Source organism: Eubacterium sp. AM05-23 (assembly GCF_003477535.1).
GTDB classification, from domain to species: Bacteria; Bacillota; Clostridia; order Eubacteriales; family Eubacteriaceae; genus Eubacterium; species Eubacterium maltosivorans.
Genome location: NZ_QUDF01000003.1, coordinates 48,981 through 61,725, shown reverse-complemented (window position 1 = coordinate 61,725; position 12,745 = coordinate 48,981). Strand labels below are relative to the sequence as shown.

Genomic DNA, 12,745 nt, shown 5'->3' with positions numbered 1-12,745 from the left:
CGGCCACAATCTCAATCGCTTTTGCGCATACAAAAGGGTTCATACACCTTCCACCTTCAACTATCAACTTTCAACTAAAAAAAGACCGGTCTCCCGGTCTTTTTCAATTATCTTTCCAGTCCCAAACCTGGTTTTTCGGGCATAATCATGGTCTTGCCATTTTCCATGATCACGCCGCCTTTTACAGCTACGTCGGTCAGGGTCAGGTGTGCGTCAAGGTCTGCTCTCGTAATGTTTTTCATGGCAGCGCCCAGGCTGGCAGCAGCGGTGACACCGATGTTGCTTTCTTCCGCCATACAGCCCAGCATGCATTCAACACCAGCCGCTTCAGCGATAGCGTTAATCTTAAGTGCTTCACGGATACCGCCGCACTTCATGAGCTTGATATTGATCAGGTCAACCGCGCGCATTTTGATGGCTCTCATGGCATCCTTTGAATTAAAGACGCTCTCATCACTCATAATCGGAATTGGAGAATGGGCGGTGACAAATGCCAGACCGTCAAAATCATGGTAAGGAACAGGCTGCTCGATCAGCTCGATGTCATAGTCCGCCAGCTTGTTGATCACAGAGATGGCTTCCTTTGGCGTCCAGCCCTGGTTAGCGTCCAGACGGATTTTAACATTTGGGCCCACTGCGTCGCGGATGGCTTTAACGCGCGCCACGTCTTCCTCCACAGTGGTGCCGACCTTTGTTTTAATGGTGTCAAAGCCTTCTGCCACATGGGTTTTTGCTTTTTCAGCCATATAAGCCGGGTCGTTGATCCCAACCGTCATGTCGGTTTCAAAAGTATTGGAATTTCCGCCTAATACCTTGTATAAAGGCATGTTTGTGATTTTACCGATCAAATCATAGCAGGCGATGTCAATGGCTGTTTTAGCCGAAGGACAGTGCGCAATGGCGCGGTCCATAATCCAGTAGATTTTTTCAATATCCATCGGGTCACAGCCGATAATATCCTTTTCCATAATATGGATACCGGCTTCAATGCTTTCCAGGGTTTCGCCGCTGATCAGAACTGCTGCAGAACCTTCGCCAATTCCGACAAGGCCTTCATCGGTTTCAATCTCAACCAGAATCTGCTCCGCATGGGTGATAACTCCCAGTGAGATGCGGAAAGGTTCAACCAAAGGAATCTTGACACGTTTCGTATTGATTTTCGTAATTTTCATTTTAGATACTTTCTCCCTTTATTCTGTTAAAGTTCCTGTATGCAACGCAAAAGCCTGGGTTACCAGGCTTTTAACGCTTTATTTATATTGAGTGATTTACTTTCCCGGAAAATGGCAGGCGCACATATGGCCATTGCCTAAATCCTTGAGCTCAGGGGTGCATTCCTTACAAATCTGCTGCGCTTTGTAGCAGCGGGTATGGAAACAGCAGCCGCTCGGCGGATTAGCCGGGCTTGGCAGGTCGCCCTGAAGGATGATTTTCTCCCTCTTAGTCTTTTCAACCGTCGGGATAACCGACAGCAGTGCAATGGTATAAGGATGGGATGGATTATTGTAAAGCTCATCCTTTTCTGCGTACTCAACAACGTGACCAAGGTACATAACCGCAACCTTGTCAGAAATGTGGCGTACAACACTCAGGTCATGGGAAATGAACATAAAGGCGATTCCCATATGATGCTGTAAGTCCTCCATCAGGTTAATGATCTGCGCCTGGATGGAAACATCAAGAGCGGATACAGGCTCATCACACACCAATAGCTTTGGCTGTAAGATGATTGCCCGGGCAATGCCGATTCTCTGGCGCTGTCCGCCTGAAAACTCGTGGGGATAGCGGCGGATATACTGGGTATTAAGCCCAACAAGGTCCATGATCTCAAGAACCTTTGCCTCACGCTCCTTGCTGTTCATATCCGTCTGGATTTCCAGAGGCTCACCGATAATTTCACCCACTGTCATTCTCGGATTCAGTGAAGCGTAAGGGTCCTGGAACATCATCTGAAATTCCTTGCGTTTTGTGCGCAGGGCCTTGCGGTCCAGGGTCATAATATCTTCACCCTCATAGATAATCTGGCCTTCAGTAGGCTCAATCAGACGTAAAACCGAGCGGCCCATAGTGGACTTACCACAGCCGGATTCCCCTACAATACCGAGGGTTTCACTGCGGTTGAGGGTAAAGCTGACGCCGTCCACCGCTTTGACAAAGGCTTTTTCCTTGCCAAATCCGCTGCCTTTGATGGGGAACCATTTTTTCAGGTCTTTAACTTCCAGCAACACATTGTTTTTTTCTTCTGCCATTAGTTTTCTTCCTCCCATCTATCGGTATATTTAAAGCAGCGTACCTGATGGCCGTCAAGGTCAACAAGCTCCGGACGTTCTTTGCGGCAAATATCCTTTGCGTACTCGCAGCGCGGACAGAACAGACAGCCCTCCGGCATATCGTTAAAGCTCGGCACCATCCCTTTGATGGTCGAAAGCTTTTCTTCCTGGCCGCCCAGCTTTGGAATACAGCTGATCAGGCCCTGGGTATAAGGGTGCAGCGGCTTTTCAAACACTGTATCCACATCCGTGTACTCGACCACCTGGCCCGCGTACATAACCATAACGTTATCGGCAACCTCAGCGATAACCCCGAGGTCATGGGTAATCATCATAACCGCAGTCCCGGTTTTTTCCTTGAGCTCATTGATCAAATTGAGAATCTGAGCCTGGATGGTAACATCCAAAGCCGTTGTCGGTTCGTCACAGATCAAAAACTCAGGATTACAGGAGAGCGCCATGGCGATCATAACACGCTGGCGCATCCCGCCTGAAAACTCATGGGGATAGGAATTAAGACGCTTTTCGGCATCTGGGATCTTGACAAGATCCAGCATCTGAATCGCGCGTTCCCGGGCCTGTTCCTTGGTCATATCCTCATGAATCAAAACAGCTTCCATAATCTGCTGTCCAACCGTATAAACTGGATTCAGGGAGGTCATGGGTTCCTGGAAAATCATGGCGATTTCCTTGCCGCGGATTTTCCGCATCTCTTCCTTATCTTTATTCAGCAGGTTTTCACCTTTAAAATCAATTTCACCGTTGACAATCTTCCCTGGCTTACCAATCAGCTGCATAATCGACATCGATGTGATACTTTTACCACAGCCAGACTCGCCTACAACCCCAAGTGTCTCGCCTTTATCTACAGAAAAACTAACACCATCAACAGATTTAACGACACCTTCATCGGTGTAGAAATAGGTTTTAAGGTCTTTTACTTCTAATAATTTCATGTCGTAATCACCGCTTTCTGATCTTAATTCTTCAACTTCGGATCAAGGGCGTCTCTGAGGCCGTCACCGAACATGTTAAAGGAAATTACCGTGATAATAATGGCGATCCCTGGGAAGATACTATACAGTGGATCACTGTTAATATATGGCTGCGCGTAGCTGATCATGGAACCCCAGCTCGGATCTGGCGGCTGGATACCAATACCGAGGAAGCTTAAGGACGCCTCGGTCAGAATCGCACTTGGAATACCAAGGGTTATCAGTACAATAATGGTTGAAATACAATTTGGAATCATGTGCTTCATGATAATGCGGAAACCGCTTCCGCCGCTGGCAATACAGGCTTCAACGAATTCCTTTTCCTTGAGCTGCATAACCTGCCCGCGGACCATTCTGGCTGTCTGCACCCAGTTGACAATCGCAAGAGCGATAAACAGACTGGTGAGGCCAGTACCAAGAGCAAACATGATCGCCATAGCCAACAGCAAGTCAGGGAATGCCGCGAAGATTTCCATGATTCTGGAAATGACTGTATCCACCTTACCGCCGTAATAGCCCGCCAGCGAGCCGAGGGTAACACCCAAAATTGTTGCGATAATCTGGGCAACAATCCCTGCTGAGAGGGATACGCGGGTACCGTAAATAACACGGGATAAAATATCACGGCCGTATTCATCGGTGCCGAATAGGTGCTCACCTGAAGGTGACTGAAGGGCAATGGCCAAATTCTGCTGATTTGGATCATATGGAGAAATAAGCGGAGCCAGAATTGCGACAAGCGCCAGAATAATAATGACTCCCATGCAAACCATGGCAACCTTATTTTTCTTCAGGCGGTTAAAGCTGTCCTTCCAGTAGCTTTTTGACTGGACGACAATCTCCTGTCCTGTCTTCTCCTCAGCATAGTTGTTTCGTTTATATCCAAGATTTGGTGTCTTCATTATTTTTTACCCTCCGTAACTCGAATTCTTGGGTCAATGAAAGCATAAGAAATATCGACCAGAAGGTTTACCAGTACAAAGGCAACGGCAACATAGAGCATGGCGCCACGCAAAAGCGGAAGGTCACGGTTGTTGAGGCTCGTAACCAGGATGTTACCAATTCCTGGAATTGTAAATACTTTTTCAATGAGCATGGAACCGCCAAGCATGTAGCCAAGCTGCGTCCCCAATAAGGTGACAATCGGAATCAAGGCGTTCTTGAAGGCATGCTTCCACATAACCACGCTTTCCTTTACCCCTTTCGCCCTCGCAGTACGGATGTAATCCTGTCCGATAACGTCCAGCATGCTCGTACGCGTGATACGGGCAATGGATGCGGCATACCGCGTTCCCAGTGCAATACTCGGCAGGATAAAATAAATGGGCGATGAAAACCCGGAAATCGGCAGTAAATCAAGCTGCAGGCCGAAGATAATCTGTAGAATAATGGCAACCCAGAAAGATGGTGCAGAAATTCCTACGATAGAGAGTGTCATTAATGTTGAATCCAGTGCCTTACCTCTGTAAATAGCAGCCAGCATTCCACAAGTCACCCCAATAATAACGGCAAAGACAAAAGAACATGCTGCTAACTGAAGCGTAATGAAAAAGCTGCGGGTTAATGTTTCCATAACCGGCTCTTTTGTGAAATAAGAAGTCCCCAAATCACCATGAAAAATCCCAACGAGAAAATCCCAATATTGTTGGAATAAAGGTTTGTCCAATCCTAGCGAATGACGCACTTGCTCAACAGTTGCAGGATCTGCACGTTTTTCAAGCATCAACGCAACAGGGTCACCGGGCAGCACATTCATCAATAAGAAGACAATAATACTGATAGCAAAAAGTACCAGCAATGTCTGCCCAAGTCTTTTTAGGATATATTTACCCAAACTGTTTTCCTCCTTTTTAATTTATAACCATTTAAAATACACGGTAGAACAAAACCCTACGAGTTGTCCTACCGTGTCTTTAAACTTATAAATAACCCTTTATATCACTTAGGATAATTCTGCTGTTTCAAAATGGAAACGGAACATATCCGTAACTTCAAAGTTCTTAACTGCAGAGTTCATCAGATAATATTTGGTTTCATGACAAATCGGAATAGCAGCATAATCCTGACGTGTAATCATCTGATCAGCTTTAGAATAGATTTCCTGACGTTTTGATTCATCGGTAATCTGACGACCTTCATTCAACAGAGCGTCAAATTCAGGATTCTGATATTTACTTGAATGTGTCATTGTAACGATCGGTGCAAAACGCTGATAAATCATTCCATCTGGATCAATGTAGTCAACATACCAGTTGCTGACGCCCAGCGGAATCTGTCCACCTAAATCCATATCGTTGTAAGCAGCGCCGTCAACTTCGCTTAAATTAAGTGTAAAGCCTGCTGCGCGTGCCTGGTCCTGAATAGCAGTTGCAATTTTGGTTTTGAACGGATATTTTGAAGATAATGGCACATCAATGGTGTAACCATTCGGGTATCCTGCTTCTGCCAATAACTGTTTTGCTTTTTCTGGGTTGTATTCAAATGCAGGTGCTGATTCATTGTATCCGATAAGGCCATCTGGAAGGAAGGTCTTAGCTGGAACAGCAGTACCGTTTAATAAATCTTTGCAGATCGCTTCTCTGTCGATCGCATAGCTTAAGGCTTCTCTTACTTTAACTTCAGGAATCATTTCAACACTGGGTGTTAAGTAAATTTCCCCGATTGGCATGAAAGAGTGAATGCTGTCTTTGATGTCTGCATTGTCCTTATACTGTGGATATAAGGTAGCATCTAACTGAACAATATCGATGTTGCCCTTCTGGAATTCCATAACCTGTGTGTTGGCATCTTCCATAAATTTGAAAGAAACACCCGCATTTTTGGCTGGCTCTCCGTGATAATCTTCAAATTTGGAGCATTCGATTCCCTGTCCTGCAACATAGCTGTCCATTTTATATGGGCCGGTACCGTAGAGCACGGTTCTACCCCAATCTTCACCAGCATCTTTACAGGCCTGTTCTGGATAAATGGCCACGTAAGCTGTAGCAATAGTAGAAGTAAATGGGCTGAAAGGCTGTTCCAGCACAATATCAAACTTCTGGTCGTCAATAATTTTAAAACCTTCCAGGGAGGTAGCTGTTTTGTCAATCAATGCCTGTGCGCCCACGATCTGGTCGATCATAGAGCCCATAACACCTTCGGTTAATAAACGTTCAAAGGAATATTTAACGTCAGACGTTTTCACAGTTTCTCCATTATGGAATTTAACGTTATCCTTCAATTCAAAAGAATAGGTTAAACCATCGTCAGAGATTTTTGGCATTTCCTTGATCAATTCTGGTGCTAATGTACCATCATTTTTCAGGCTGATTAATGGCTGTGTGATCTGATCAGCAACCATCATTAAATAACTACTAGTCTGTTTCTGTGGGTCGATCGGTACATTAGGATCCTGCATTGCTACACGAACCTTACCGTCTGAAGATGTTCCCCCAGAAGAACTTCCACCGGTTCCACAGCCTGCAACGCCGATGGCAAGTACGGCTACAAGCAGCAGAGCAAAAAGTTTTTTTACACTCTTCATTTCTTCGTCCTCTCTCTTTTTTTTATTTTGAGTATATGGATAAGCATCATCCTTAAAACTTGTTTAAAAAATGCTACAAACCGTTCGTTATTATAATATAAAAAAACAGATACGTCAATTTTCTTCGCTAAAGCTGAATATAAAAAAACTCTAAAAGTCGGCTGTTTAAGCCAATTTTAGAGTTTATGATTAAATTTGGCAGGGGCAGAAGGATTTGAACCCTCGGCACGTGGTTTTGGAGACCACTGCTCTACCAACTGAGCTATACCCCTACAGAAAAATGGCTTTTGCATAGCAAAAGCGGCTGGTGTTGTTCGTGTATTAAATTTAAATGGTGGGCCATCAGGGACTCGAACCCTGGACACCCTGATTAAGAGTCAGGTGCTCTAGCCAACTGAGCTAATGGCCCATTTGTGTGACCTCAGATTTAAGGTACTCGTATATTATAGCCATATCGATGCTGGAATGCAAGTACTTTTTTCGATTTTTTTTATTTTTTTTACATGGTGTACCATTTAGTGAAACAGAGCTGCCGTTACAGGCAGCTCTGCTGTGTGCTTTCACACTTTCAAGTCAATTTCTTTCATATCCAGCAGGTCCTTATTGGCATCCAGTACAGGCTGTACCTCTTCCTCAATAAAGTCCACCACCTGCTGCGGCGCGCGGCCAATATATAAAGAAGGATCGAGAATGCTTTCGATGTCTTCTTCTTTAATCCCAAAGGTACCGTCCGCCACAATGCGTTCGATGAGGTCATTGGGTTTGCCTTCAACCTTGACCGTCGCGCCCGCTTCCATGGAGAGCACCCGGATTTTTTCATGGAGATCCTGACGGTCTCCGCCGTTTTTCACACCTTCCATGATAATATTTTCAGTCGCCATAAAGGGCAGCTCATTCATGATATGCTGATGGATAACCTTTGGATAAACCACCAGATTTTCAGAGATATTGATCGCAATGGAAATAATGGAATCTGCTGCCAGGAAGGCTTCCGGCACAGAAATACGTTTGTTGGCAGAGTCGTCCAAAGTTCTTTCAAACCACTGGGTGGCTGCTGTGATGGCTGGATTCAGAGAGTCAACAATAATGTAGCGCGCCAGAGAGCAGATGCGCTCGGAACGCATGGGGTTTCTCTTATAGGCCATGGCTGACGAGCCGATCTGTGTTTTCTCAAAGGGCTCCTCTACTTCCTTCAGGTGCTGAAGTAAACGGATGTCTGTGGCAAACTTACTCAGACTCTGAGCAATACCGCTGAGCACTGCCAGAACCTGGCTGTCAAATTTACGGGGATAGGTCTGTCCTGTGACAGCGTAGGTCGCCTTAAAGCCCATTTTTTCAGCGACCAGCCTGTCGATCTGTTTTACCTTTTCCTGATCATTTTCAAATAAATCCATAAAGCTGGCCTGGGTGCCGGTGGTGCCTTTGGCCCCGCGCAGGCGGACAATACTGATGAGATGGTCCAGATCCTCCAGATCAATCATCAAATCCTGAATCCAGAGGCTGGCACGCTTACCCACAGTGGTGAGCTGAGCCGGCTGGAAATGTGTAAAGCCCAGAGTGGGCAGATCCTTGTATTCCAGCGCAAATTTAGTGAGAGCATTGATGAGGTTCAGCAGACACTTGCGGATGTGTACCAGCCCCTCCGTATAGGTGATAATATCTGTGTTATCGCCCACATAGGCACTGGTAGCGCCTAAATGGATAATCCCCTTAGCCTTGGGGCACTGTTCCCCATAGGTGTGCACATGAGCCATGACGTCATGGCGCAGGATTTTTTCTTCCCTGGCGGCTGTTTCATAGTCAATATCATAAATCTTGGATTTCAACTCCTCGATCTGTTCGTCGGTGATGGGCAGTCCCAGCTCCTGTTCAGCTTCTGCCAGGGCAACCCACAGCTTACGCCAGGTTGAAAACTTGTTATCGGCAGAAAAAATCCGGCAGACTTCCTTGGACGCATAACGCTCAATCAATGGACTCTCGTAAAATTCTTTCATCTTCTTACTCTCTTTCTCCTATCTATTATTAATGCGGTCATGCAGTGCATGCCGATGCTAAAAACGCCTCAATCCGGTTGAACCCTTCTTCGATTTCTTCCATCGAGGTGGCAAAGGATAAACGGATATGCTCTGTGACGCCAAAGGCCTCACCCGGTATGGTAACGACCTTCTGCTCATTCAGAAGCCTCTGTGAGAATTCATATCCGGACCCAATTCCGTATCTATTATCCTCGATAACCCGGCTGATGTCTACAAAAATATAAAAAGTACTCTGGGGATAGATATAGCTGAGCTGTGGGATTTTGTCCAGACGGGCCATCATAGTCTTACGGCGCTCGTCAAAAATACGGATGATCTCATCCACCACCTCACCTTTTTCCTCAAGAGCCGTGATACCTGCGTACTGGGTAATGGTCGACGGGTGAGAAATCGTATGGCCCTGAATCCGCTTCATACCTGCGATTATGTCTGCGGGCGCCGCGGCGTAGCCCAGCCGCCAGCCAGTCATGGCATAGGTTTTTGAAAACCCGTTGACCAAAATAGTGTTGTTTTTGATTGCTTCTCCTAAAGAGGCAATGCTGACCGTTTTATTACCATCATAGACGAATTCTTCATAGATTTCATCGGATATCACCAGAATATCTGCCTCCACAGCCACAGCCGCAAGAGCCTGCAGCTCCTCACGGCTGTATAATACCCCTGTGGGGTTTACAGGCGTGTTTAACATCATAGCCTTAGTTTTATCTGTGATAGCTGCTTTCATCTGCTCTGCAGTCATTTTAAAGGCATTTTCAGGGTCTGTATCCACCACTACAGGCACGCCGCCCGCCAGCTTAACCATTTCCGTATAGCTGACCCAGTAAGGCTTGGGAATAATAACCTCATCCCCGGGGTTCAAAATAGTCTGTAAGGCCACAGAAAGACTGCTTTTGGCACCGCTGTTAACAATGATCTCATCCATGCCATAGCTCAGGCCGTTATCCTCCTTCAGCTTTCTGGCAATGACACTGCGCAGCGCCGCTACGCCGGTCACTGCATCATATTTTGTATGACCGGCATCGATGGCGGCCTTAGCGCCATCACAAATGTAAGCTGGCGTGGTGAAATCGGGCTCGCCTGTTCCAAAGCTCACAACCGCTTCGCCAGCTTCACGAAAGGCCTTCGCCTTTTCTGACAGGCTCAATGTCAGGGAATCTATACAATTTTCTACTTTTTCCGATACTCTCGTTCTCATGATCTACTCCTCATAAATCCGGTAAACCCGTTCGATTTTAACCGGCTGGTTTGTGCAGTCGTCAGTCTCAACCACAATCCCGTTAATCTGCCATGGCCGCGCTTTTTCAATGACAAAACGCTCTGGCCGTTTGGTCACCATATTATTGATAATAATATCCTTTTCCACACCAATAACCCCATTTAAAGGGCCTGTCATACCCAAATCAGTAATATAGGCGGTGCCGCCGGGCAAAATCCGCTCATCTGCAGTCTGCACATGGGTATGGGTTCCCACCACAATGGAGGCCTTTCCGTCCAGATAATACCCAAAGGCAATCTTTTCAGAGGTGGCCTCGGCGTGGAAATCCACAATCAGCAGATCGAATTTGCCCTCAATTTCCGGCCACACTCGGCTGAACAGGTTAAAGGGAGAATCCAGCTCCGGCATAAAAATCTGTCCGGACAGGTTCATCACACAGATGGTTTTGCCATTGTGCTCAAAAAAATCATAGCCCTTGCCCGGGCAGGGCTCCGGATAGTTAAGGGGTCTTATGATCCTGGGGAATTTCTCGATGTAATGGACCATTTCTTTTTGCTGCCAGACATGATTGCCCATGGTCATGACATCAATGGGCAGGTTAAACAGCTCCCTGGCATTTTTTTCGGTAATGCCGTTTCCACCGGAAGCGTTCTCGCCATTGACAATGGTAAAATCAATCTGATATTCCTCAATCAGGCTAGTCAGCTGTTCCTTGAGCACTGTTCTCCCTGGCCGGCTGACAACATCGCCAATCATTAATACTTTCATTGTTACTCCAGTCTTCTTTTTATGAATAAATAAAAGGGAAGGGGCTTTGCCCCTCCCCTTTTTTAATTTTGAATCGGATCGCAGATTCCTTTGAAATTTGGACTCCCTTTCGGAGCACAGATTTCTCAAAAGCCTTTCCATCCTTTCAGGATGGCTTTTTCGTCATCTGCGTTAGCTTCGTTACCGCTCACCCGCTCACGCTCCTGTTCGCTGCCAAATTTCTTTGAAATTTGGACTCAGCGTCACTTAGCATACTCGACGGCTCTGGTTTCGCGGATGACGTTGACTTTGATATTCCCTGGGTATTCCATTTCAGATTCAATCTTCTTGGCAATATCGCGGGACAGCATCATCATGTCGTCGTCGTTGACAGAGTCTGGTTTAACCATTATGCGCACTTCACGCCCAGCCTGGATCGCAAAGGATTTTTCGACACCATCAAAGGAGGTGGCGATTTTTTCCAGTTCTTCCAGCCTTTGCACGTAGGAGACAAGTGTTTCTCTCCTGGCACCGGGTCTTGCGGCTGAGATGGCGTCAGCAGCCTGCACAAGCACAGCCTCAATGGTTGTGGCTTCCACATCGCCGTGATGGGCCTCTACCGCGTGGATCACATTTTTATTTTCCTTGTATTTCTTCAGCAGGTTTACACCAATTTCGACATGGTTTCCTTCAACCTCATGGTCAATGGCTTTGCCGATATCGTGCAGCAAGCCTGCGCGTTTTGCAATTTTAACGTTGGCGTCCAACTCAGCGGCCATCAGGCCTGCCAGATGGGCAACCTCAATGGAATGCTTGAGCACGTTCTGGCCGTAGCTGGTACGGTATTTCAAACGTCCTAGCAGCTTGACAACTTCGGGATGTAATCCGTGGATACCTGTGTCAAAACAGGCCTGTTCTCCAACTTCCTTGATCTGAGCATCCATTTCTTTTTGAGATTTTTTAACAATCTCTTCAATTCTTGCTGGATGGATTCGTCCGTCAATAATCAGTTTTTCCAGTGACAAACGGGCTACTTCACGCCGGATCGGATCAAACCCGGAAAGAATAACGGCTTCCGGTGTATCATCAATGATCAGGTCGATGCCCGTCAGGGTTTCCAATGTACGAATGTTGCGGCCTTCACGGCCAATGATACGGCCCTTCATTTCATCATTTGGCAGGTTGACCACGGTAATGGTATTTTCTGCCACATGGTCTGCTGCACAGCGTTGAATGGACTGCGCAATCAGTTCCTTGGCCTTTTTGTCTGCTGTCGCTTTGGATTCAGCCTCGATCTGGCGGATCATTACCGCCGCTTCGGCACGGGTTTCCTTGGCAACATCATCCAGTAAAATCTGTTTTGCTTCTTCAAAGGTCATGCCTGAAATACGTTCCAGTTCTTTGACCTGTTCTTCGTAGAGGCTGTCCAGCTTTTCCTGTTTCTTATCAAGCTCTTTGTTCTTTCTTTCGAGCTTGTCCTCATTGCGCTCGAGATTCGCTGCCTTTTTATCCAGGTTCTCTTCTTTCTGGATCAAACGGTTTTCCGTTTTCTGAAGCTCGGCGCGTCTCTCGCGGTTATCTCTTTCAATCGCTTCCTTTAAAGCTAATGATTCCTCCTTGGCATTAAACAGCATTTCCTTCTTTTGGGCTTCGCCCTCTTTAACTGCATCGTTTACGATTTTCTTGGCTGTTTCTTCAGCACTATTTATCTTGCCCTCAGCAACGTTTTTGCGGATAAAATACCCAACGCCAAAGGCAATGACTATACCAACGATTAAGCATATAGTTAATATGTCTATAACATTCACCTCCCTAAAGTAAATATTTTGTTATTATTGTTTTTTTAGACACTCATTATAAAGTCTATTTTATACTTTTTTGAATTTAGTGTCAAGAATCAATGCCATGTTAGAAGTTTATATTTTACCGCTTAAGTACAACTTAAACAAGCCGGCCCG

10 protein-coding genes and 2 tRNA genes are annotated in these 12,745 nt (G+C 46.1%); all 12 read right to left on the bottom strand.

Annotated elements, in window-relative coordinates; translation table 11 throughout:
• Window positions 1–107 precede the first annotated feature (107 nt).
• Window positions 108–1,172: a dipeptide epimerase gene (locus tag DW091_RS04335; protein WP_058693750.1), complete on the bottom strand. Its 1,065-nt coding sequence runs from the start codon at window positions 1,170–1,172 to the stop codon at window positions 108–110.
• A 96-nt stretch (window positions 1,173–1,268) separates the two neighbouring features.
• A complete protein-coding gene (locus tag DW091_RS04330; RefSeq protein WP_058693749.1) occupies window positions 1,269–2,249 on the bottom strand; it encodes a dipeptide ABC transporter ATP-binding protein in 981 nt (326 codons plus the stop codon).
• Window positions 2,249–3,226, bottom strand: a complete 978-nt coding sequence (locus DW091_RS04325; RefSeq protein WP_058693748.1) for an ABC transporter ATP-binding protein — start codon at window positions 3,224–3,226, stop codon at window positions 2,249–2,251. Before DW091_RS04325 ends, DW091_RS04330 begins: the two co-directional genes overlap by 1 nt.
• Before the next feature lie 23 nt (window positions 3,227–3,249).
• On the bottom strand, window positions 3,250–4,167 hold the full coding sequence (locus DW091_RS04320; RefSeq protein ID WP_058693747.1) for an ABC transporter permease: 918 nt from the start codon (window positions 4,165–4,167) through the stop codon (window positions 3,250–3,252).
• Window positions 4,167–5,099: an ABC transporter permease gene (locus tag DW091_RS04315; protein WP_058693746.1), complete on the bottom strand. Its 933-nt coding sequence runs from the start codon at window positions 5,097–5,099 to the stop codon at window positions 4,167–4,169. The genes DW091_RS04320 and DW091_RS04315 overlap by 1 nt, the downstream gene beginning before the upstream one ends.
• Before the next feature lie 108 nt (window positions 5,100–5,207).
• A complete protein-coding gene (locus tag DW091_RS04310) occupies window positions 5,208–6,788 on the bottom strand; it encodes an ABC transporter substrate-binding protein (RefSeq protein WP_074618346.1) in 1,581 nt (526 codons plus the stop codon).
• A 196-nt stretch (window positions 6,789–6,984) separates the two neighbouring features.
• Window positions 6,985–7,060 (bottom strand) — tRNA-Trp (locus DW091_RS04305).
• A 60-nt stretch (window positions 7,061–7,120) separates the two neighbouring features.
• Window positions 7,121–7,197, bottom strand: a tRNA-Lys gene (locus tag DW091_RS04300).
• 151 nt (window positions 7,198–7,348) lie between these two features.
• Window positions 7,349–8,782 (bottom strand): adenylosuccinate lyase, encoded by a 1,434-nt coding sequence (purB, locus tag DW091_RS04295; RefSeq protein ID WP_058693744.1) that lies wholly within the window; start codon window positions 8,780–8,782, stop codon window positions 7,349–7,351.
• A gap of 37 nt (window positions 8,783–8,819) precedes the next feature.
• Window positions 8,820–10,019, bottom strand: a complete 1,200-nt coding sequence (locus DW091_RS04290) for a pyridoxal phosphate-dependent aminotransferase (RefSeq protein ID WP_096920393.1) — start codon at window positions 10,017–10,019, stop codon at window positions 8,820–8,822.
• A 3-nt stretch (window positions 10,020–10,022) separates the two neighbouring features.
• Window positions 10,023–10,808 (bottom strand): TIGR00282 family metallophosphoesterase, encoded by a 786-nt coding sequence (locus tag DW091_RS04285; protein ID WP_118517491.1) that lies wholly within the window; start codon window positions 10,806–10,808, stop codon window positions 10,023–10,025.
• Between the two features lie 242 nt (window positions 10,809–11,050).
• Window positions 11,051–12,595: a ribonuclease Y gene (rny, locus tag DW091_RS04280; protein ID WP_096920391.1), complete on the bottom strand. Its 1,545-nt coding sequence runs from the start codon at window positions 12,593–12,595 to the stop codon at window positions 11,051–11,053.
• Window positions 12,596–12,745: the final 150 nt, after the last annotated feature.